Origin of the sequence: Streptomyces sp. SCSIO 30461 (assembly GCF_037023745.1) — a bacterium.
Taxonomy (GTDB): domain Bacteria; phylum Actinomycetota; class Actinomycetes; order Streptomycetales; family Streptomycetaceae; genus Streptomyces.
In genome coordinates this window covers 7,182,441-7,202,479 of the sequence record NZ_CP146101.1, presented here as the reverse complement: position 1 = coordinate 7,202,479, position 20,039 = coordinate 7,182,441, and the positions used below count along the sequence as shown (strand labels likewise).

General features: G+C 70.1%; 22 protein-coding genes. 11 read left to right on the top strand and 11 right to left on the bottom strand.

Translation table 11 applies throughout. The features are described 5' to 3' along the window. Position 1: 1 nt before the first annotated feature. The 5 genes from V1460_RS32280 to V1460_RS32260 all read right to left on the bottom strand — a co-directional run bounded on the left by V1460_RS32280 (position 2) and on the right by V1460_RS32260 (position 4,138). A complete protein-coding gene (locus V1460_RS32280) occupies positions 2 to 766 on the bottom strand; it encodes a succinate dehydrogenase iron-sulfur subunit (RefSeq protein ID WP_338677134.1) in 765 nt (254 codons plus the stop codon). Beyond that, entirely contained in the window at positions 766 to 2,520 is a 1,755-nt protein-coding gene (gene sdhA, locus V1460_RS32275; RefSeq protein WP_338677133.1) for a succinate dehydrogenase flavoprotein subunit, read from the bottom strand. Before sdhA ends, V1460_RS32280 begins: the two co-directional genes overlap by 1 nt. A 24-nt stretch (positions 2,521 to 2,544) precedes the next feature. Then, entirely contained in the window at positions 2,545 to 3,021 is a 477-nt protein-coding gene (locus V1460_RS32270) for a succinate dehydrogenase hydrophobic membrane anchor subunit (protein ID WP_338677132.1), read from the bottom strand. An 8-nt stretch (positions 3,022 to 3,029) separates the two neighbouring features. Then, on the bottom strand, positions 3,030 to 3,410 hold the full coding sequence (gene sdhC, locus V1460_RS32265) for a succinate dehydrogenase, cytochrome b556 subunit (RefSeq protein WP_338677131.1): 381 nt from the start codon (positions 3,408 to 3,410) through the stop codon (positions 3,030 to 3,032). A gap of 155 nt (positions 3,411 to 3,565) precedes the next feature. Beyond that, positions 3,566 to 4,138: a 2-oxo-4-hydroxy-4-carboxy-5-ureidoimidazoline decarboxylase gene (locus V1460_RS32260; protein ID WP_338677130.1), complete on the bottom strand. Its 573-nt coding sequence runs from the start codon at positions 4,136 to 4,138 to the stop codon at positions 3,566 to 3,568. Positions 4,139 to 4,455: 317 nt separating this feature from the next. Between V1460_RS32260 and V1460_RS32255 the strand changes: the two genes are divergently transcribed. The 3 genes from V1460_RS32255 (at position 4,456) to V1460_RS32245 (ending at position 7,804) form a co-directional block, all read left to right on the top strand. Continuing rightward, the gene (locus V1460_RS32255) at positions 4,456 to 6,096 is read left to right on the top strand and encodes a glycoside hydrolase family 20 protein (RefSeq protein ID WP_338677129.1); all 1,641 of its coding nucleotides are present in this window, start codon (positions 4,456 to 4,458) and stop codon (positions 6,094 to 6,096) included. A gap of 200 nt (positions 6,097 to 6,296) precedes the next feature. Further along, positions 6,297 to 7,175 (top strand): DUF4328 domain-containing protein, encoded by an 879-nt coding sequence (locus tag V1460_RS32250; protein ID WP_338677128.1) that lies wholly within the window; start codon positions 6,297 to 6,299, stop codon positions 7,173 to 7,175. 116 nt (positions 7,176 to 7,291) lie between these two features. Continuing rightward, positions 7,292 to 7,804 carry a hypothetical protein gene (locus V1460_RS32245; RefSeq protein WP_338677127.1) on the top strand — a complete coding sequence of 171 codons (513 nt, stop codon included), beginning with the start codon at positions 7,292 to 7,294 and terminating at the stop codon, positions 7,802 to 7,804. Positions 7,805 to 7,828: 24 nt separating this feature from the next. On the opposite strand, the gene V1460_RS32240 is transcribed toward V1460_RS32245, so the two are convergent. After that, positions 7,829 to 9,529: an N-acetylmuramoyl-L-alanine amidase gene (locus V1460_RS32240; protein WP_338677126.1), complete on the bottom strand. Its 1,701-nt coding sequence runs from the start codon at positions 9,527 to 9,529 to the stop codon at positions 7,829 to 7,831. 333 nt (positions 9,530 to 9,862) lie between these two features. Between V1460_RS32240 and V1460_RS32235 the strand changes: the two genes are divergently transcribed. Genes V1460_RS32235 through V1460_RS32220 form a run of 4 tightly spaced genes read left to right on the top strand, consistent with a single transcriptional unit; the run spans position 9,863 to position 13,856 of the window. Beyond that, positions 9,863 to 10,237, top strand: coding sequence for a helix-turn-helix transcriptional regulator (locus V1460_RS32235; RefSeq protein WP_338677125.1), 375 nt, complete (start codon positions 9,863 to 9,865; stop codon positions 10,235 to 10,237). 36 nt (positions 10,238 to 10,273) lie between these two features. Next, positions 10,274 to 10,912, top strand: coding sequence for a hypothetical protein (locus tag V1460_RS32230; protein ID WP_338677124.1), 639 nt, complete (start codon positions 10,274 to 10,276; stop codon positions 10,910 to 10,912). A 23-nt stretch (positions 10,913 to 10,935) separates the two neighbouring features. Continuing rightward, a complete protein-coding gene (locus V1460_RS32225) occupies positions 10,936 to 12,210 on the top strand; it encodes an MAB_1171c family putative transporter (protein WP_338677123.1) in 1,275 nt (424 codons plus the stop codon). Next, on the top strand, positions 12,207 to 13,856 hold the full coding sequence (locus V1460_RS32220) for an amidase (protein WP_338677122.1): 1,650 nt from the start codon (positions 12,207 to 12,209) through the stop codon (positions 13,854 to 13,856). The genes V1460_RS32225 and V1460_RS32220 overlap by 4 nt, the downstream gene beginning before the upstream one ends. A 139-nt stretch (positions 13,857 to 13,995) precedes the next feature. Here the strand turns inward: V1460_RS32220 and V1460_RS32215 are convergent, their stop codons facing one another. Further along, the gene (locus V1460_RS32215; protein WP_338677121.1) at positions 13,996 to 14,484 is read right to left on the bottom strand and encodes a MarR family transcriptional regulator; all 489 of its coding nucleotides are present in this window, start codon (positions 14,482 to 14,484) and stop codon (positions 13,996 to 13,998) included. 304 nt (positions 14,485 to 14,788) lie between these two features. Here V1460_RS32215 and V1460_RS32210 point away from each other — a divergent pair, with 304 nt between their 5' ends. Then, the gene (locus V1460_RS32210; protein ID WP_338677120.1) at positions 14,789 to 15,781 is read left to right on the top strand and encodes an EamA family transporter; all 993 of its coding nucleotides are present in this window, start codon (positions 14,789 to 14,791) and stop codon (positions 15,779 to 15,781) included. 123 nt (positions 15,782 to 15,904) lie between these two features. Here the strand turns inward: V1460_RS32210 and V1460_RS32205 are convergent, their stop codons facing one another. Then, positions 15,905 to 16,327, bottom strand: coding sequence for an ATP-binding protein (locus V1460_RS32205; RefSeq protein WP_338677119.1), 423 nt, complete (start codon positions 16,325 to 16,327; stop codon positions 15,905 to 15,907). Positions 16,328 to 16,496: 169 nt separating this feature from the next. Here V1460_RS32205 and V1460_RS32200 point away from each other — a divergent pair, with 169 nt between their 5' ends. Continuing rightward, positions 16,497 to 17,360, top strand: coding sequence for a helix-turn-helix transcriptional regulator (locus V1460_RS32200; protein ID WP_338677118.1), 864 nt, complete (start codon positions 16,497 to 16,499; stop codon positions 17,358 to 17,360). Further along, the gene (locus V1460_RS32195; protein WP_338677117.1) at positions 17,357 to 17,635 is read left to right on the top strand and encodes a DUF397 domain-containing protein; all 279 of its coding nucleotides are present in this window, start codon (positions 17,357 to 17,359) and stop codon (positions 17,633 to 17,635) included. The genes V1460_RS32200 and V1460_RS32195 overlap by 4 nt, the downstream gene beginning before the upstream one ends. Here the strand turns inward: V1460_RS32195 and V1460_RS32190 are convergent. Then, positions 17,569 to 17,949 (bottom strand): hypothetical protein, encoded by a 381-nt coding sequence (locus V1460_RS32190; RefSeq protein ID WP_338677116.1) that lies wholly within the window; start codon positions 17,947 to 17,949, stop codon positions 17,569 to 17,571. The two genes, V1460_RS32195 and V1460_RS32190, sit on opposite strands and share 67 nt — an antisense overlap. Before the next feature lie 87 nt (positions 17,950 to 18,036). On the opposite strand from V1460_RS32190, the gene hutI reads away from it, so the two are divergent. Continuing rightward, positions 18,037 to 19,206 (top strand): imidazolonepropionase, encoded by a 1,170-nt coding sequence (gene hutI, locus V1460_RS32185; protein ID WP_338677115.1) that lies wholly within the window; start codon positions 18,037 to 18,039, stop codon positions 19,204 to 19,206. A 63-nt stretch (positions 19,207 to 19,269) separates the two neighbouring features. On the opposite strand, the gene V1460_RS32180 is transcribed toward hutI, so the two are convergent. Both V1460_RS32180 and V1460_RS32175 read right to left on the bottom strand, forming a co-directional pair. Beyond that, entirely contained in the window at positions 19,270 to 19,671 is a 402-nt protein-coding gene (locus tag V1460_RS32180; RefSeq protein ID WP_338677114.1) for a type II toxin-antitoxin system VapC family toxin, read from the bottom strand. Next, positions 19,668 to 19,964, bottom strand: coding sequence for a type II toxin-antitoxin system prevent-host-death family antitoxin (locus V1460_RS32175; RefSeq protein WP_338677113.1), 297 nt, complete (start codon positions 19,962 to 19,964; stop codon positions 19,668 to 19,670). The genes V1460_RS32180 and V1460_RS32175 overlap by 4 nt, the downstream gene beginning before the upstream one ends. Between the last annotated feature and the right edge of the window lie 75 nt (positions 19,965 to 20,039).

Sequence of the window (20,039 nt, the reverse complement as noted above, 5' to 3'; positions counted from 1 at the left end):
ATCAGAAGCGGCGCGTGATCAGCGCCCGCTTGACCTCCTGGATCGCCTTGGTGACCTCGATGCCACGGGGGCAGGCGTCCGTGCAGTTGAAGGTCGTACGGCAGCGCCACACACCGTCACGGTCGTTGAGGATCTCCAGGCGCTGCTCCCCGGCCTCGTCACGCGAGTCGAAGATGAAGCGGTGCGCGTTGACGATCGCGGCGGGGCCGAAGTACTGCCCGTCGTTCCAGAACACCGGGCAGGACGACGTGCACGCCGCGCAGAGGATGCACTTGGTGGTGTCGTCGAAGCGCTCGCGTTCCTCGGCGGACTGCAGGCGCTCACGCGTCGGCTCGTTGCCGGTCGTGACCAGGAACGGCATGACGTCCCGGTACGCCTGGAAGAACGGCTCCATGTCCACGACCAGGTCCTTGAGGACCGTGAGGCCCTTGATGGCCTCGACCGTGATGGGCTTCTCCGGGTTGATGTCCTTGATCAGCGTCTTGCAGGCGAGCCTGTTCTTGCCGTTGATCCGCATCGCGTCGGAGCCGCAGATGCCGTGCGCGCAGGAGCGCCGGAAGGTCAGCGTGCCGTCGACGTCCCACTTGATCTTGTGGAGGCCGTCGAGCACCCGCTCCTTGGGGTCGATCTCGATCTGGAAGTCCTGCCACTCCGCCTCGGCCGAGACCTCGGGGTTGAAGCGGCGGATCCGGAACGTGACCGTGATGTACGGGGACGCGGGGCTGGCCGGGATCGCGTCCGACTTCTCGAGTACGGGGGTTGCCATCAGTACTTACGCTCCATCGGCTGGTAGCGGGTCTGGACGACGGGCTTGTAGTCGAGACGCACGGTCTCGGAGCCGTCGGCGCCGACCTCGCGGTACGCCATGGTGTGGCGCATGAAGTTGACGTCGTCGCGGTTCGGGAAGTCCTCGCGGTAGTGACCGCCGCGGGACTCCTTGCGAGCCAGCGCCGAGACGGCCATGACCTCGGCCAGGTCGAGCAGGTTGCCCAGCTCGATGGCTTCCAGCAGGTCCGTGTTGAAGCGCTTGCCCTTGTCCTGGATGGACACGTTCTTGTAGCGCTCGCGCAGCTCGGCGATCTTCTCGACGGCCGTCTTGATGGTCTGCTCGGTACGGAACACCATCACGTTGGCGTCCATCGTCTCCTGGAGCTCCTTGCGGATCTGGGCGACCCGCTCGCTGCCGGTGGAGGCGCGCAGCCCCTCGACCATCGCCTCCACGAGGGAGGCGGGGTTCTCGGGAAGCTCCACGTAGTCCGCCTTCGCCGAGTACTCGGCGGCGGCGATACCGGCGCGGCGTCCGAAGACGTTGATGTCGAGCAGCGAGTTGGTGCCCAGGCGGTTGGCGCCGTGCACCGACACGCAGGCGACCTCACCCGCGGCGTACAGACCCGGGACGACGGTGGCGTTGTCGCTGAGGACTTCACCCTCGACGTTGGTCGGGATGCCGCCCATCGCGTAGTGCGCGGTCGGCTGGATCGGGATCGGGTCCGTGTAGGGCTCGATGCCGAGGTACGTACGCGCGAACTCGGTGATGTCCGGGAGCTTGGCGTCCAGCTGCTCCGGCGGCAGGTGGGTCAGGTCCAGGTAGACGTGGTCGCCCTCCGGACCGCAACCGCGACCCTCGCGGATCTCCGTGTAGATGGAGCGCGAGACGACGTCACGCGAGGCGAGGTCCTTCATGACGGGCGCGTACTTCTCCATGAAGCGCTCGCCGTCCTTGTTGCGGAGAATGCCGCCCTCACCGCGGGCGCCCTCCGTCAGCAGGATGCCCATGCGCCAGATGCCCGTCGGGTGGAACTGGAAGAACTCCATGTCCTCCAGCGGCAGACCGCGCCGGTAGCAGGCGGCCTGGCCGTCACCGGTCAGGGTGTGCGCGTTGGAGGTCACCTTGAAGAACTTGCCGGTGCCGCCGGACGCGTAGATGACCGCCTTCGCCTGGAAGACGTGGATCTCGCCGGTGGCCAGTTCGTACGCGACGACGCCGGCCGACTTCTTGACCCCGTCGACCTCGGTGATCAGCTGGTCCAGGACGTAGAACTCGTTGAAGAACTCCACGCCCTCCTTGACGCAGTTCTGGTAAAGCGTCTGGAGGATCATGTGACCGGTGCGGTCCGCGGCGTAGCAGGACCGGCGCACCGGGGCCTCGCCGTGGTTGCGGGAGTGGCCGCCGAAGCGGCGCTGGTCGATGGTGCCGTCCGGGGTCCGGTTGAACGGAAGGCCCATCTTCTCCAGGTCGAGGACGGCGTCGATGGCCTCCTTCGCCAGGATCTCGGCGGCGTCCTGGTCGACCAGGTAGTCACCGCCCTTGACGGTGTCGAAGGTGTGCCACTCCCAGTTGTCCTCCTCCACGTTGGCCAGCGCGGCGGCCATACCGCCCTGCGCGGCGCCCGTGTGGGAGCGGGTGGGGTAGAGCTTCGTCAGCACGGCGGTGCGGCTGCGCTTCGTCGACTCGATGGCGGCGCGCATACCGGCGCCACCGGCGCCGACGATGACGGTGTCGTACTTGTGGATCTTCATCAGTGTTTCGCCTCAGCCCCGTGCCTAGCGGATGTTCGGGTCGAAGGTGAAGATCACCAGCGTGCCCAGAAGGATGGTGAACACCGTGGCGGTGTACAGCAGGCCCTTGAGCCACAGGCGCGTGTTCGCCCGCTCCGCGTAGTCGTTGATGACGGTACGCAGGCCGTTGGCGCCGTGCAGCATGGCCAGCCACAGCATCAGCAGGTCCCAGACCTGCCAGAACGGGGACGCCCAGCGGCCGGCCACGAAGGCGAAGCCGATCTTGGAGACGCCGCCGTCCAGCACGAGCTGGATCAGCAGGTGGCCGATGACGAGGACGACGAGGACGACACCGGACAGGCGCATGAAGAGCCATGCGGCCATCTCGAAGTTGCCGCGTGTGGTCCTCGCGGTCTTGGAGGTGCGCTTGCGCGGCGCCTCGATGACAGGGGCGGGGTGCTCGGAGTCGTAGAGGGCGGAGCCCTCGACGTCCCCGATCGCGGAAGGGGTCTCAGCGGACATGTCTGGCGTCAGCTCCCGAACAGTTCACGTGCGGCGTGGCCGAGGACGGGGTAGATGGCGCCTGCCATCAGCACGACCCAGATGCCCATGACGGTCCAGAGCATCTGCTTCTGGTAGCGCGGGCCCTTTGACCAGAAATCGACGGCGATGACGCGAAGGCCGTTGAGCGCGTGGAAGAGGATGGCGGCCACGAGGCCGTACTCCAGCAACGCGACGAGCGGTGTCTTGTACGTCGCCACGACCTCGTCGTAGGCCTCGGGTGAGACGCGGACGAGCGCGGTGTCCAGCACGTGTACGAACAGGAAGAAGAAGATGAGGACGCCGGTGACTCGGTGAGCCACCCAGGACCACATACCTTCCCGGCCGCGGTACAGCGTTCCAGCCGGCACGGAAAAACCCTCCGGGAGCGGGGATTGGAGCCGGCCGCCAGCGTTCTCCCAAAGGTGACAGCTCTGTCGGTCTGGCCCGGCCGGGTACGGTCCACCGGCCCCGGCCATGGTAGCGACGAGTTGTCGGTTCCCTCGCGCGGGGTCGTGTTGTGTGATCAAACAGGCACGGACGGGCTATCAGGTCGGCCTCCCGGACAACCGGAATGGCCCTGGCGGCTCTGTACGGGCACGACGGGCGGAGTGGCGGCCGTGGCGGCCATCAGGCGGGTGAGCCGGGCGCGGGTGAGCCGGCGCAGTTCGTCGGCCGCGATCACGCGCTCGTCGTCCGGATCGTTGCCGAGTCGTGAGCGGATCGCCGCCAGCGTCTGGTCGAGCTGCTCGTCCGGACGGTAGCCCTCCAGGCAGATCACGAAGGCATGGCCGAATCTGCTCCGGTAGGCGGTGTGTGCGGCGTCCAACGCCATCAGGGCGGCAGGCGGCGCGTCCGGTGGCAGGACGGGGGTCTCGCCGGCGAGGGCCTCGTGCACGTCCGCGGCCGAGAGGTCGTAGCCGGCCTCGTCGGCGGCGGCGAGGAGCGCGTGCAGGTCGGGGTAGGGCCGATGGGCGGCGATGCGGCGGCTCCAGCGGCTGCTGCCGCAGCAGCCGAGCAGGGTCGCTTCGGCGGAGGCGACGGGTGCGGTGTTGAACCGCTCCAGACCGGGCAGGCGGGGACGGGGAGGTGCGCCCACCGAGCCGCGAGGCCGTCCGGCGGGGGCGGGGACCCGTGGGAGGCCGCCGTGCGATTCGCTGGACCTGGACAGCGTGTGCTCCTCGGCTCCGTGGCTTGCTTCCCCCTCCAGCTGCCGTGGCCGGGCGTGTCGGACGCCTTGCGAACAGTGGGGCGTGTGAGTCTCGACGTTATCGATCCTGGAGTGGAAGCCGTCCGGATGTTGCATGAACTTCACCCGGACGAGAGAGTTTCGGGGCGCATTGTAGACGAATGCGCCTGACTTCGCCCGATTCATCTTGATTGGTCATACTTCTTCGTGACGAGGAGGCTGATCAGATGATCTGGCAGTCCAAGGGCGGACGACCGCTCGCGGGCTCGATAGCCGTGGTGACGGCTGCCCTGACGGCGCTGGTGTCCTGCTCATCGGGAGCGTCCGAGGCGTCCCGCGACACCGCGGCAGGCGAGCCGGGCGAACGGCATCCGCCGGGCGCCGCCACCGACGCCGCCGGAGAGGCCACAAGCCCCACTCCTGCACCGACGAAGAGTCATCCGCTCTCCACCGCCCCCCGCACCATCCCCTCGGTCCGCTCCCACGAGCCGGCCCGCGGCCCCGGCTGGCGCCCGGCCCCCGGCAGCGCGATCGTCGTCGCCAAGGGCAGCGAGGCACTCGCCGACGAGGCACGGCTGCTGGCCGAGGAGCTGAAGACCGGAGTACGCAACGGCGGCCAGGTCCGGGCAGGCGATGTGGAACTGGCGCTGGGCTCCAAGGGCTCCGGCGCCCCCGAGTCGTACGCCCTCACCACCCGCGGCGACCGGGTCCGGATCACCGGCCCCGACGAAGCGGGCGTCTTCTACGGCACCCGCACCCTCAAGCAGGCGTTGCGCTCGGGTGGCACCATGCCCGAGGGCGTGGTCCGTGACCGGCCCGACCGTCCGCAGCGCGGGCTGAACGTCGACATCGCCCGCAAGTACTACAGCGCGGCCTGGATAGAGGCGCGGCTGCGTGAGATGGCCGACCTCAAGCTGAACACGCTGGGCCTGCACTTCTCCGACGACCAGGGCTTCCGAATAGCCTCCGACTCCCATCCCGAGGTGGTCTCCGCACAGCACCTCAGCAAGGCCGAGGTGCGCCGGATCATCGCCCTCGCCCGCAGTCTGCACATCGAAGTCGTCCCCGAGGTCGATTCGCCCGGGCATCTGGGCGCGGTGCTGCGGGCGCATCCGGACCTGCGGCTGCTCAATACCGACGGCGTGCCGAGGCAGGGCGCGATCGACATATCCAAGCCCGGCGCCGCCAGGCTCGTCGACGAGCTGCTGCGCGAGTACGCGGGCCTCTTCCCGGCCGGCTCGTTCCACGTCGGCGCCGACGAGTACCAGGCGCTTACCGTGCGCGACCCGGCCGCCTCGTATCCGCAGCTCGCCCGGGCGGCGGTGCGCGAGTACGGGCCGGACGCCGGTGTGAAGGACCTGGCCACCGGCTGGCTGAACGACCGTGCCGCCGTCGTGCGAGCCGCGGGCAAGCAGCCGAAGGCGTGGAACGACGGGTTCTTCGACGGAGGCGTGATCAGCCCCGCCGAGGACATCGAGGTCGAGTACTGGACCGGCAAGGAGATCGGCGCCAGGTCGCCGCAGGAGTATCTGGCCGAGGGCCGCAAGGTGGTCAACCTCAACGACGAGTACCTCTACTACGTACTCGGCGAGCCCAACGACTTCACCTACCCGACCGGCCGCCGCATCTACGAGCAGTGGACCCCGCTCGTCCTGCGCGGCAGCGCGGCGGTCCCGGCCCGCTATTCCAACCAGATCCTGGGCGGGCGCCTGGCCGTCTGGAGCGACCTGGCCGACTCCCAGACCGAGGAGCAGGTGGCGGCGGGGATCAGGATGCCGCTGCGGGCGGTCTCCCAGAAGCTCTGGACGCCCGGTCAGCCGCCGTTGGACTGGGCGGCGTTCGGCGGGCTGGCGGACCGACTGGGGTAGGCGGGGCGGCGCGCCGATAGGGCGGGTGGGGGCGGGGCGCCCCTGTCGCGCTGGACGACGCACGCCCGTGACGCATAGGGTCCGCGGGCGGTCCGACCAGACCGCCCTGGCACCTTTGGGGAGAGGGGCGCCGGATCATCCGCACCACCACAGGGGGACTCTCAGCCGTGCAATGTTCCAACTGCACCACGCATCCGGCCGTGACGAGCGAGGGTCTCTGCGAGGACTGCACCGCGGCGCTGGACTCGGCACCCGGGTCCACGCCCACGCCCGCTCCTGCCGGGTCCTCCGCCCCGGCCCCGGCCGCGACCCAGGCGGCTCCGGAGGCTCCGGCCCCCGTCTCGACCCCGGCGGCGGCCCCGGCCCCGGTCTCGACCCTGACTCCGCCCCCCGTACCCGCACCCGGGCCGGTGCTCCGTGCGCCCGTCGTGCTCTCGTACGTCGTCATCACCATGCTCGCGGTCGTGGCGCTGACCGACCTGGCGCGGACCGCGGCGGCCGCGCACATCCGCGGGCTCATGGAGGACGTGGGTGCGCACACCGAGGACGAGCTGTACAGCGGTGAACTGTTCATGGCCGGCTCCTTGACGGCCTATGTGATCGCTCTGCTCACGACGGGTGTCTTCTTCGTCATCTGGTTCCACCGCACGCGCGTCAACGCCGGGGCGCTGCGCCCCGATCTGCAGCGCCGCGGTTCCGGCTGGGCGATCGGCGGCTGGATCATCCCGATCGGCAACCTCTGGCTACCGCGCTCGGTTGCCGGTGACATCTGGGACGCGTCCCTGCCCGACTACGGGCAGGGCGGGAAGGGCTCGTCGCACGCCCTGCTCAACTCCTGGTGGGCGCTGTGGCTGGTCTCGGCGTTGGCCGGCCGGATCGCGGGCAGCTCATACGACGGTGCCGACACCCCCGACGCGATCAGTACCGCCGCTGCTGTGGTGATGGTCGGCAATCTGATCGACATCGTGGCCGCCCTGCTGGCGATCGCCGTCGTTCACAGGTTGACGGTCATGCAGCACCGGAAGATCAGCGGAGCCGTGCCGAGCGTGGCGCTGCCCCAGTCCGGGCAGCAGGTCTGAGACGCCACGAGTTCGACACTTTTCAGCCGACGGGGTGACGATTTTGCGCCACGCGACGCAGAATGATGCGGAGACTACGGGGAGCACGCAGCGTCCGCATCGTTCGGGAGGCGTCGATGGGCCTGGTGGAACTGATCGCAGGAGCGGATGAGAGGAGCCTGGCCGCCAGTGGTGTGGCCTGCCTCGACCGCTGCCTGCCCCTCCTCGTGGAGGAGACCGATGTGCTGCGCCCACTCTGGGCGGGCATCGCGGACGGTGAGGACGGCTGGGCCGGGCAGCTCCGTTCCGCCAGGGCGGCGCTGGACGACACATCGGCGATCGGTGAGGCCGCGGCTCCGGTGCGGAAGATGATCCGCGAGGCTCCCGCCGAATGGTCTTCCGGGAAGCTCTGCGCGTGGGCCACGGCCTGCTCGGCGCTCGCGCTCGAACTCCACCAGGAGATCGACCCGTCGGGCGGTGCCGAAGGGCCGCTCGCCGCGGGCGAGCAGCGCCGACAGGTGCAGATTCTGGAAGCGCTGTCGGCGATCCCTGGCGGCGCCGGGCTGCGCGCCGCGCTCGACCTCTCAACGGAGGGGCAGCGTGTGCTGCGCGCCGCCCTCTCCCGCAGGGCGAGGGCGGCGCGGGCCTGAGAACCGTCCGACCCCGAGCGGCTGTCAGTTCGCAGGAGCCTTCGCGGCGGCATCCACGACGGCGACGGCCCCGTCCGCTCCGCCCTTCGCCACGACCACGCCGCCGCTGAGCAGTTCGTCGTAGCCGTCGCCGTCGGTGTCCCGAGCGGCGAATGCCGCCGCCGCTGAGGCCGAGGCCGGCTCACCGGCCGCAGCGGCCCACCGGCCGTCGAGTACCGGTGCCCCGGTGGTGGTCAGTCCGTTGGCCGAGCCGTGGAAGGTGGCGATGCCCCGACCCGTGAGCGCGGCCAGGTCGGCGTAGCCGTCGCCGTTCAGATCGCCCGCGGCCAGGGCCTGCCCGCCCGCGCCGAACAGCGTCGTGGGGAACGCGGTGTCAAAACCGTTCGCCGTGCCGTTCATGATGAAGAGGGGAAGGTCACCCAGCGGCGTACGGAAGGACAGCGCGGCGTCCTCGTAGCCGTCCCCGTTGAAGTCCCCGGTCGTCACCTGGAGGCCGGACAGGCCGGAGATCCAGGGGATGCTCCCCGGAGTGAGGCCTGCCGCCATGGCCGTGGCCAGTGCCCGGATCTCGGGCAGATTGGCGTACAGCCTGTCACCGGGGCAGTCGGTCGCGGAGCCGTCGCGGTGACCTGAGATGCGGCGCAGGCTGACCCGCTGCCCCGCCCGGTACTTGCCGTTGTCGGTGGACACGGTGAGCGTGACGCTTCCCGAAGGGTCCTGCTTGTAGAGCCCCAGCTTCCAGGCGGCGACCCAGGCGACCGCCCTGCGCGCCGCCGCGCTGCTGGTGGCGGTCATGTAGTTGCCGAGCACCGAGACGCTGCTCGTGTCGACGTTGAGGCCGAGGGTGTGCGCGCCCTGGACGGGGCGGTCGATACCGCCGGCCCGGCCTTCGAAGATCTTGCCGCACTTGTCCACGAGGAACTGGTAGCCGATGTCGTTCCAGCCCTGACTGACCACGTGGTAGCGGAAGATGGCACGGATGATCGAGGGCGACTGGGCGCAGGTGTAGTTGTTCGTCCCCGCCGTGTGGTGGACGAAGACCGCCTTGGTGGTGCGGTTGTACTTCGGCGGTTCCTTGACGAGCGACTCGTCGGCGCCCCAGCCGGAGCGGCTGACGACGGCGGGCCTCGGGACCGCGGCCCGGATACGGGCGTCCGCCGACGGCGGCGACCCGGGGGCCGACGGCGGCGCCCCGGCGACGTCCCGTCCACCGCCCGCCTGGCCGGGATCGACCAGCTCCAGGCGTAGTCCACGCGGCAGGGCGTCCCCCCGCGCCCGCAGTTGTACGCCGTCGGCGGGCCCGGTCCACAGTGGCGCGGTTCCCCCGCGCAGTGCCGTGCCCGCCCGCTCGGGAACGGGGTCCGGCGCCCGGACACCGGCTTCGAGTGCCTGCCACGCGGACCAGGCACCCGTACGGCTGTCCCGGGTGCGCACCTCGACCGTGCCGTCCAGCGCCGCCCCGGGGTCGTCCCAGGTCAGACCGAGCAGGCTGAACGGCTCGGTGGCGCGGGCGGGCAGCGTGCGCAGCTCAGGATCACCACCGGCCGGCAGGGGGACGCTGCGGACGCCACCGGCCGCACGGGTCTCGGGGGAGGGGGTTGGTTCGGCTGTGGGCGGGGGAGCCGGCGCGGCGTACGTCGTGGGCCCAGTGAGGGACACCCCCACGGCAACGGCGACGGTGGTGAGGAGGGCGCTGCGTGGACGCCTCTGGGCGCGACTGGTCATGCCGCGCGAGCTTACGGAGCACTTCGCGCCACATGACGCAGGCCCGGCGCCGGTCTCCGCGTTGATCGCCCGAAATGAGGAAGTGATCGACGGGCCATCGGCGTACGTCCCGACGGCTGCCGGGGTGGCGTCTGCCGCCTCACGGTGATGGTCGAGATTCAGCCGTCGATGCGTCAACTATAGTTACGCGCAAGCTCGTCAACTATAGTCACGCTTGAGGGATGGGGGGGTGCGGTGGAGGATCGAGGGATTGACCCTCAGCCGGTTCGACCGGTACCCGTCCCGGGTCCTGGGGCATCGTTCAGCGACCGCCTCAACTTCCTCTTCGACCGGGTGCGCCCGCCCGGGGCCGAGGAGTACACGAACGCCCATGTGGCCCGCACGATCTCGGCTTACGGCGAGGACGGCTACACGCGTTCCCACATCAGCCTGCTCCGCGCCGGCAAGCGGACCCCGACCATCACCATCGTTCCGCTCCTCGCCCGCTTCTTCGGCGTGGAGGCCGCCTACTTCGTCGAGGACGAGGTCACCCGGAAGATCGCGACACAGTTCGAGATCCTCCGGAAGCTGAGGGAGGGCGGAGTGGAGCAGATCGCTCTCCGGTCGATGGGCGTGTCCGCCGCGGGGCAGCGCAAGGTACTGGCGGCACTCGAAGCCGTACGGAGAGAGGAAGGACTGCCCGACGACCCCGCGAAGGACCTGCCGTGACCGGTGACTGCTGCCGGGACGAGAGGAGGAACCCCGATGTGGCTCAGCCGTCGTAACCGCCGAACCGGCCGCGAGGCTGCCGGAGCCGGTCGACCGGACGGGCCCGAGCGAGTCGGCCGGATCGGCCGTCGCATCCCTGATGGAGTCGCCGAACCCGACGAGGTCGAACGCCGCAGCAGGGATTTCGTCCGGAAGCTCGGGCTGCCCGCCGTCGACAGCGTCCTCGATCTGGTGCCGTTCATGGAGGAGCGCCTCGACCGGTCGATCCGGCTCATGCCGTTCGCGTCGGACCCGGCCGATCCCGACTCACTCGACGCCTCTTCCCCGTGCGGAATGTGGCTGGCCACGCACGAAACCGACTATGTGTTCTACGACACCGCTGTCGGCCGGGCACATGCCGAGATCGTCGTGGGCCATGAGTTCGGCCATATGCTCAAGCGCCACCGGGGCAGTGCCCCGATCGACGCGGGCAGCCTCGGCGGACTCATCACCGACATCGACCCCGCCACCGTGCAACTCGTCCTGGGACGTACCCGGTTCCACGAACCGGAGGAGTTCGAGGCCGAGATGCTGGGGTCCCTGCTGCAAGAGCATGTGAGCGCGTCCCGTGCACCGGATGTCCGGGCAGGACGGGAAGCCGACGCCGACCCCATAGCCCGCACCCTGCTGCGCTGAGCGAAAGCCGACCGACAGAACCCGTGAAAGACGTACTCCATCCGCTGTGCCTCGCCATCGCGGGCACCGGCTTCCTGTTCCTGCTCCGCGACCTCCTGGTCCGCGACCCGGGCCAGGACGGGAACCGGAGCCGCCGCGACCCGGCACTCATCGCCTTGGCCTTCACCTACGGTTTCTCCGCGCTCAGCTACGCCGTGTCCCTCACCTGGGTCTGGGTACGCATCGACGGTTTCTTCGGTGTGCCCAATATCGTCGTACCGATCGCCCAGGGCTTTGTGATCGTCGTACTCGCCCTCCAGGCGGCCGTCCTCGCGTACTGGTCGAGGCCGCCCGACAGGGCCCGCCGCCGCACCCGGATGCTGCTCGTCGCCGCCGTGGCGGTGATCACGGCGATGGCCGTGCTGTTCACCCTGCTCACCCCGGCCACCACCAGGCCCACCGACTTCTCCCTCTACTACGCGCACGATCCGGTCTTCCAGACCTACGTGCTGCTGTACTTCGGCACGTACAGCGTCGCCGAGACCTACCTCGCGGTGTCCTGCTGGAGGTACGCGCGCAACGCGGTGAACCGGTCGATCGCGTTCAGCCTGCGGCTCGTCACCGTGGGCGCGGCCATCACCCTCGTCTACAGCGGAATCCGGATTGCCGCGATCATCGGAGCCGAGACCGGCTTCAGCGTCAGCCACCTCAACGACCTCGCCTGGGCCTGCGGAGACATCGGCGCCACACTCACCCAGATCGGCTATCTCATTCCGACGGTCGCCCTGCGCGCGGCAGGTGTACGCCGCTGGGCCACCGCGCATCTCCGCTACCGGCGTCTCGGGCCGCTGTGGTCCGCGCTCGACCAGGCCGACCCGGGCATCACACTGCGCCGCCCGTCCCGTCAGGGCCGGGACGTGATCCGGGGCCGCAGCGCCCACTTCCCGTTGCTGCGCCGCCGAGTCGAGATCCGCCAGGGCCAGAAGCTGATGCGCCGCTACCTCGACCCCGCGGTAAGGACGCGGGCGGAGCAGCGCCGTGCGGCCGAAGGCCTCTCCGGACCCGAGTTCGCCGCGGCCGTCACCGCCGACCAGATCCACGCCGCCCTCGTATGGCACACCGCGGGCGAACCCGCCCCGGAGCCGGCAGAGTTCGCCGACTCCGAGTTGCTCCTCGACACGATCGACGACGAATTGCTGCACCTTCAGCGCGTGGCCGCGTACTTCGCGTCCGCCGCCACCCCTGACCCGTTCGACCCGTCTGCCCCATCCGCACCGTCCGTTACGAGCGCCACCTCAGGTTCAGGAGCCCGCCCGTGATCCTCCGTCGTACCCTGCTCATCGCCTGCACGGCCATCGCCGCGACAGCGTCCATGGCCGCGATGTCCGTGGCTGCCCCGCGTTTCCGTGGCGAGGGCGGCAAGGGCGAGGGGGGTGGCAAGGGCCATGGCGGAGATGCCGAGCCTTCGCGCACCGAGGACCTGCACCTGGCGCCCGCCCGCGAGCAAATCGCCGCCCTGAAGCAGCGGGTGATCACCAGCCGTGCCCTGCTGGAGCAGTACCTGCGTCATATCGAGGCGACCGACCCCGGGCTCAACGCCGTCGTCACTCTGGACGCCGAGGCCGCACGCGCGGCGGCCGACGCCGCCGATCGGCATCTGGCGAAGACCGGCAAGCCGCTCGGCGCGCTCCATGGTCTGCCCCTCACGGTGAAGGACGCCCTGGAGACCAAGGGCCTGCGAACCACCTCCGGTTCGCCCGACCTCAGCGGCCATGTCCCCGAGCGGGACGCGGACGCCGTCGCGCTGCTGCGCGCCGCCGGGGCCGTCATCGTCGGCAAGACCAACGTCCCGGTGATGTGCCAGGATCTCCAGACCTCCAACCCGGTCTTCGGCACGACCAGGCACCCGTATGACGTGACGAGGACCCCCGGCGGCTCATCCGGTGGTGCGGCTGTCGCCGTCGCCACGGGCATGACCAGTGTGGAGCTCTGCTCCGACCTCGCGGGTTCCCTGCGCCTCCCGGCCGCCTACTGCGGGGTGTACGCGTTGCGTCCCAGCGGCGGTGTGGTGCCCACTCGGGGCCATATCCCGAGGCCCCCGGACTGGGTCACCAGCTCCGACATGCTCACCATCGGCCCGCTCGCCCGCAACGCCGAGGACCTCGATCTCGCGCTGGACGTATTGGCCGCCCCCGCCCCGGCCGATGCCGCCGCCTGGCGGATCGACCTGCCCGAGCCACGGCACGGACGGCTGGCGGACCACCGCTTCGGACTCTGGCAGGACGACCCGTACTGCCACGTCGACGAGGACACCCGCACCCTGCTGGACCAGGTCGCCGCACTCCTGCGGGCAGCGGGCGCCAGCGTCGACGACAGCGCGCGACCGGTGGACTTCGCCGAAAGCGACCGGCTGTTCCAGCGTCTGATGTTCGCCACGGCGAGCGCCACCGCCGCAGACGACGCATTCGCCGCCGATGTCGCGGCTGCCGAGAAGATCCCCGTCGGTGACCCCAGTGGCCTCTTCCTGCACTCACGCACCATGCGACACCGGGACTGGCTGCGTGCCAACGAGGACCGCGAGCGGTTGCGCGGCCGGTGGGCCGACTACTTCGCCACCCACGACATCCTCATCGCACCGGCCGTCCCCGCCGCTTCCGTCGCCGACCAGGCGTCCGTGCCCGTCCCGCAGCGGTCGATCACCGTCGATGGCGAGAATCGTCCGTACTTCGACCAGACCGCCTGGCTGAACCTGGCCGGCCTGGCCGGTCTTCCGTCCGTCGTGATGCCCGCGGGCAGGACCGCCGACGGCCTGCCACTGGCCGTCCAGCTCATCGGCCCGTACCTCGCCGACCGCACCGTGACCGCCGCCGCAACCCGGCTGGCCCGTCGCCTGACCGGTGCGACCGGCCCGCACGGTTGCGACAACCGGCGTGACGCCCACGCCCGCGCCCTGCCCGGCGCGTGACCGGGCGCCCATGAACCGGGCTCGCTCTGCCCCCACGGGGGTGGGGCGGGGCGAGCCCGCACATCGAGCTCGCGCCCCCGTCGGGGTGCGGGTGCCTCCACCGCCGGTCGGGTGCCCCCGCCGGCGCCGCCGACCGGTGTCAGCGGGTGTCTCCCAGCGAGATCAGCAGAGTGCGCAGGATGCGGGTCAGCGATTCGCGGTCCTCGTGCTCCAGACCGGCGAGGATCTGCTGCTCGTTGCGCACATGGCCTTCCACCGTGCGGTCCACCAGTTCACGTCCCTCGTCGGTGAGGCTGATGTGGAGGCTGCGTCGGTCCCCGGGGACGGGTTCGCGGGTGACGAGGCCGCGGGAGACGAGCCGGTCGACGCGATTGGTGAGGGCGGCCGAGCCGATCATGACCCCGGCCGCCAGCGCTTTGGCCGTCAGCGGCTCGCCGCTGCGCCGCAGCGTGGCGAGGACGTCGAACTCCCATGACTCCAGGCCGTGCTCGGCGAAGTAGTCCCGCACTCGCGCGCCGACCAGCCGTGACAACCGCTGGATGCGGCCGACGGTACCCATGGTGTCGAGGTCCAGGTCCGTGCGTTGGCTGGCCCACTGGTCGAGGAAGTCGTCCACGGCGTCGCGCATCTGTTCACCTTCTCGGGTTGGCTGCAAGGATTGTTTCATCTGCGTTAGTTAGACATCGAACTGTTTGACATTGACGCGCGCCGGCCTCTAACGTCTCGACGTCGGATAGTTCGATATCGAAGGGCCAAGGTGTGTGCATGCAGTCATCAGCGGCCGATCAGGCCGCCGGCCGATCAGGCGCTGGAGGCGCCGCGCGGTCCGGCAGCGCCCTCGGAGAGGAGCGCGCCATGCGGGTGCACGTCGCGGGTGGAACCGGCGACTTCGGTGGCCGATGCCAGGGCACGCCCGACTCCGGATCGGTCACATGAGCGGCCAACGCATCGCGGCCACCTCCGCGCTGACCGCAGTCGCCCCCGCCGTATGGGGCTCGACGTACCTGGTCACCACCGAATTCCTGCCGCCCGGCACTCCCTTGCTGGCGTCCACGCTGCGGGCTCTGCCCGCAGGACTCATCCTGCTGCTGGTGACACGGATGCCGCCCCGGGGTATCTGGTGGTGGCGGGCCGCGGTCCTCGGTGTGTTGAACATCGGGGCCTTCTTCTACCTCCTCTTCCTCGCCGCCTACCACCTGCCCGGTGGAGTGGCCGCGTTGGTGATGTCCATCCAGCCGATGGTCGTGTTGCTGCTCGGGGCGCTCCTTCTCAAGGCCCGAATCCGGTCGTCGCACGTCGGAGCCTGTGTCCTGGCCGCAGGCGGGGTCGCGACGCTGGTTCTGCAGCCGCACGCGGGTCTGGACGCCACGGGTGTGCTGGCAGGGCTCCTCGCCGCGCTGTCCATGGCATCCGGAATCGTCCTCACCAAGAAGTGGGGGCGTCCCGACGGGGTGAGCCTGCTGGCGTTCACGGGCTGGCAGCTCACCGTCGGGGGGTTGGTCCTGCTGCCCATCACGCTGGTGGGGGAAGGGTTGCCGGACCACATCACCTGGAGGAACGTCGGCGGATTCACGTATCTCGGCATCGTCGGCGCACTGATCGCCTACGTCCTGTGGTTCCGCGGTCTGTCGAAACTCCCGGCTCTCGCGGCCTCGTTCCTTTCCTTCGCCTCGCCGCTGTGCGCGACCGTGCTCGGTTATCTCTTCCTCGACCAGAGCCTGAGCCCGCTGCAACTACTCGGTGCGGTGGCCGTGGTGGGGGCCGTTGTCATGGCGCAGCCGCGCAAGCGCCGCAGGACACCGGCGCAAGAACCGGCCGCACGGGGCGCGGGCCGGATCGCGGACGGCTCGCCGCCGCCCACGCCCGTCACCGCGCCGCCAGCCGGGCCGACGACCCTCCCGGACACCCCCTTGCCTCGCCCCTGACCCGTCCCGGCGATCCGGGCGTCAGCGCTGACGTCACCCAAGCCCACGGTCGTGTCCGGGGGTACGGCGTCCTCAGGGCGTGCGCGTGGCCGCCGATCGGCCGCGTGGCGCGCGTGGCCGCCGTCAGAGCGGGGGCGCGAGATCGATCTCCGCCCATACGGTCTTGCACGGCACCGGCCCTGGGTGGACACCCCACCGGTCGGCGAGCGCCTCGACGAGAAGCAGCCCCCGGCCCGACTCCACGTCGGGGGAAGGTGGTTGGGGAGCGGGCAGGCGGTCACCGCGTGTGTCGGTCACCTCGATACGGAGGGTGTCCGGCGTCGCCTCCAGACGCAGTCGGAAGTCCCGTCCGGACACCCGCCCGTGCAGTGCGGCGTTCGTGGCCAACTCGGCGATCACATGGACCGTGGAGTCCGAGACCAGGCCCCACGAGCGGAGTTGCTCGGTGGCGAGCAGCCGGGCGAGGCGGGCGCCGCGACGGGTCGAGGACAGCCGGACGCTGAATTGCAAGGCGGTGGCGAGAGGTCGCCGAGTTCGCTGGTTCATGTGACTCAGCGTGGCGGCGTGCGCATGCTCGGAACAGTGATGTGGCCGATACGTACCGTGACTGTCTTGGTGCTGTCCTGTCTTGTCTCGGCTGTCTTGGGTGACGGGTGGGTACGCCGGGCGTTGGACACGGTCAGCGCGCGGCGCGACGAAGGGGCGGTGGGTGCGGATGAGCAGTGGGCCGGAAGTGAACGGCGGTGTGGACGAGCCGGGTTGGGACGTCGATCCGGAAGACGAGATCGCACCGGTGGTGGAGATGGCGGGCAGGCAGCTCAGGATCTGGCGGGAGGGCGCGGGGCTGAGGGTGCCGGAGCTGGCGCTGCGTCTGGGGTACAGCGAGGACCAGATCCGCAAGGTCGAGCGGGGAGCGCGGATTCCGCGTCCGGAGTATCTGGACGGTATGGACCGGGAGGTGGGCGCGGAGGGGAAGATCTCCGCGATGAAGGAGGGGCTGGCGGAGGCGCGGTATCCGAAGCGAGTGAGGGAGTTGGCGAAGCTGGAGGCGAAGGCGGTCGAGGTCCAGTCGTACGGCAGTCACAACTTCCATGGCCTGCTCCAGACAAAGGAGTATGCGTCGGCGCTGATCGGTACGAGGCGCCCCGGGCATGCGCCGGACGAGGTGCAGCGGTTGGTGGAGGCGCGTATGGCGCGGCATTCGATCTTCGAGCGCCTGCCCGCTCCGGCCCTGAGCTTTGTCCAGGAAGAGGTGACCCTCCGGCGTCCTATCGGGGGCAGAATGGTCCTGCGGCGTCAGCTCGAACATCTGCTGGAGCTCGGCCGGTTGCGGAATGTCGAGATCCAGGTGATGCCGACGGACCGGGACGACCACGCGGGAATGGCCGGTGCGATGCAGGTGCTGAAGTTCAGGGACGGCACGGCAGTGGGGCGTGCGGAAGGAGTGTTCAACAGCCGCCCGGTCTCCGAGCCGAAACAGCTCCGGATCATCGAGTTGCGCTGTGGCATCATCCAGGCTCAGGCTCTCAGCCCACGGGAGTCACTGGCGTTCATCGAGCAAGTGCTGGGAGAGACATGACCCTCAAGCCCTCCATCGGGGACGGCCCTCGGCTCCAGTGGTTCAAGAGCAGTTACAGCGACAGCAGCGAAGGCGACGACTGCGTCGAGGTCGCCTGGTTCAAGAGCAGCTACAGCGACAGCAGCGACAGCAACGAGTGTGTCGAGGTCGCCGCCACCGCCGCCTGCCCCTGCGTCCATGTCCGTGATTCCAAGAACCCCGGCGGGCCTCAGCTCGACTTCGGCTCGGCCGCCTGGTCCGGCTTCGTCTCGTTCGCGGGCGAGACCTCGGTCTGACTCCGCCGCCCCCGGTGGCGACGCACCAGCGCCGGTATCCATGGCGCTGCGCCCGCCGCGAGCAGCAGCACCAGCAGCGGGAGCCGCCACCACCAGGTGGGGCTCGGTGCGGATGGTGCCGCGGGGGTGTCGGACACCCATGGACGTGCGGTCTTCGACCACGCGAGGAACGCGTCGCCTATGGGCATCAGGCCGAAGGCGTAGCGCTTGGTCCACGGGGTCTCCACCGGTGCGCCCAGCAGTTCGCTGAGGTTGGTGAGGCCTTCCGCGAGTGGCGCGTCGCCGTGGGCCTGGGCCGCGCCCGCCGTGACCACCGAAGCGGACAGGCACCCCCGTCATGCGCCCCGACCCTATCCACTCCCCGCGTCGGGGGCTCGGGGCCCTGTGGAAGCATGGGAAGCATGACCAGCACCGTCATCACCAACATCGGCGCCCTCGTCACCAACGATCCCGCCGCCGGCGACGGCCCCCTCGGGCTGATCGAGAACGCCGCGCTGGTCATCGACGGTGACACCGTCGCCTGGACCGGACCCGGCGCCGACGCGCCCGCCGCCGACGCGGCGTGTGACGCGGGCGGCCGGGCGGTGATCCCCGGGTTCGTCGACTCGCACTCGCACCTGGTGTTCGCCGGTGACCGCACCCAGGAGTTCAACGCCCGGATGTCCGGTCGGGCCTACTCGGCGGGCGGGATCCGCACCACCGTCGCCGCCACCCGCTCCGCGAGCGACGCGGAGCTGGAGGCCAACCTCACCCGCTATCTGGGCGAGGCGCTGCGGCAGGGGACCACGACCTTCGAGACGAAGTCCGGGTACGGACTGACCACCCACGACGAGGAGCGGGCCCTCCGGATCGCCGCCCGGCACACCGACGAGGTCACCTACCTCGGCGCCCATGTGGTGTCCCCGGACTATGCCGACGACCCCGCCGCGTATGTCGCCCTCGTCACCGGCGAGATGCTGGACGCCTGCGCTCCGCACGCCCGCTGGGTGGATGTGTTCTGCGAGAAGGGCGCCTTCGACGGTGACCAGGCGCGTGCCGTGCTGACGGCGAGCATGGCCAAGGGCCTCGTCCCGCGTGTGCACGCCAACCAGCTGACGTACGGCCCGGGCGTGCGGCTCGCGGTCGAGCTCGGCGCGGCGTCGGCCGACCACTGCACCCACCTCACGGACGAGGACGTGGACGCGCTCGCGAACGGCGACACCGTGGCGACGCTGCTCCCCGGTGCTGAGTTCTCCACGCGTGCCGAGTGGCCGAACGCCCGCAGGCTGATCGACGCCGGGGTGACGGTGGCGCTGTCCACGGACTGCAACCCGGGCTCTTCGTTCACCTCGTCCGTGCCGTTCTGTATCGCCCTGGCCGTACGCGACATGGGCATGACCCCCGACGAGGCCCTGTGGTCCGCCACGGCAGGCGGTGCAGCGGCCCTGCGCCGCACCGACATCGGTCGTCTCGTCCCGGGCGCCCGCGCGGACCTCGCACTGCTGGACGCTCCGTCGCACGTCCACCTGGCGTACCGACCGGGGGTGCCCCTGGTCGGTGAGGTCTGGCGGCGAGGCGCCCGGGTGGCCTGACGGCGTCCGAGCGCCCACCGCGCCACGCCCGTCCGGGCTCGGCGCTCCGCCGGGACCCGACGGTCAGGCGCCGGGGGATTCGACCGGCAGGCCCCGCTCCATCGCCGCCGATGCCAACCGCTTGTCATAGGTGACGAAAGCGGTGAGTGCCTGTTCGAGGTACTCCGCACTCGCGAGGTGGACGGCGTCGAGCGTGCGCAGGTGGCGAATGGGGAACATTCCGGCGGCCCTGAGAACAGGGTCGGTGATTCTGATCCGCAGCATCCGGTCGAGAAGCTCTTCGGCGGCATCCCCGACTTCGGGATCGGCGCCGGCTCGTACCAGCGCGCGAGCCACCTCGGTTTGAGACAGCGCGGATGTGACGTGCCCTTCGGCTGCGCGTGCGCTCAGGAACGTGCGCAGTGAAGCGGTCTCGGGCTCGGGGATGACGAGCTTCAGCAGCGCGCATGAGTCCAGGTAGATCAACGGTCTTCTTCCTCGCGCATGCGCAGCAGCACCTCGGAGAGCTTCGACGGTTCGGCGGACCGCGCGGTCAGCGGCTCCCAGTCGGCGAGGCCCCGCGCCGACGCTGCGTTGTCAGGATCCACCGTGCCCGTGCGGACCAGGTCCTCCAAGACCCGCTGCTCCGGGTCGGGCGGGCCGAGCACGGCGATGAGACGGCCATTGCGAGTGATCTCGACCCGCTCGCCCGCCGCCACTCTGTCGATCAGCTCACTGGCATGCTGCTGCAGCTGCCGGATGGGAACGCGTGTGGTCATACGGCAAAGCTAGATGCCGTGTGCGGCGCTTGCCATGAATGTGCGGCGCCTTCACCCGCCCGAAGTACGTCCAGC

Coding starts and splice junctions, on each gene's coding strand:
- V1460_RS32280 (WP_338677134.1), bottom strand. CDS start 766: ATGGCAACCCCCGTACTCGAGAAGTCGGACGCGATCCCGGCCAGCCCC.
- sdhA (WP_338677133.1), bottom strand. CDS start 2,520: ATGAAGATCCACAAGTACGACACCGTCATCGTCGGCGCCGGTGGCGCC.
- V1460_RS32270 (WP_338677132.1), bottom strand. CDS start 3,021: ATGTCCGCTGAGACCCCTTCCGCGATCGGGGACGTCGAGGGCTCCGCC.
- V1460_RS32255 (WP_338677129.1), top strand. CDS start 4,456: ATGATCTGGCAGTCCAAGGGCGGACGACCGCTCGCGGGCTCGATAGCC.
- V1460_RS32245 (WP_338677127.1), top strand. CDS start 7,292: ATGGGCCTGGTGGAACTGATCGCAGGAGCGGATGAGAGGAGCCTGGCC.
- V1460_RS32240 (WP_338677126.1), bottom strand. CDS start 9,529: ATGACCAGTCGCGCCCAGAGGCGTCCACGCAGCGCCCTCCTCACCACC.
- V1460_RS32230 (WP_338677124.1), top strand. CDS start 10,274: ATGTGGCTCAGCCGTCGTAACCGCCGAACCGGCCGCGAGGCTGCCGGA.
- V1460_RS32215 (WP_338677121.1), bottom strand. CDS start 14,484: ATGCGCGACGCCGTGGACGACTTCCTCGACCAGTGGGCCAGCCAACGC.
- V1460_RS32210 (WP_338677120.1), top strand. CDS start 14,789: ATGAGCGGCCAACGCATCGCGGCCACCTCCGCGCTGACCGCAGTCGCC.
- V1460_RS32205 (WP_338677119.1), bottom strand. CDS start 16,327: ATGAACCAGCGAACTCGGCGACCTCTCGCCACCGCCTTGCAATTCAGC.
- V1460_RS32200 (WP_338677118.1), top strand. CDS start 16,497: ATGAGCAGTGGGCCGGAAGTGAACGGCGGTGTGGACGAGCCGGGTTGG.
- V1460_RS32195 (WP_338677117.1), top strand. CDS start 17,357: ATGACCCTCAAGCCCTCCATCGGGGACGGCCCTCGGCTCCAGTGGTTC.
- hutI (WP_338677115.1), top strand. CDS start 18,037: ATGACCAGCACCGTCATCACCAACATCGGCGCCCTCGTCACCAACGAT.
- V1460_RS32175 (WP_338677113.1), bottom strand. CDS start 19,964: ATGACCACACGCGTTCCCATCCGGCAGCTGCAGCAGCATGCCAGTGAG.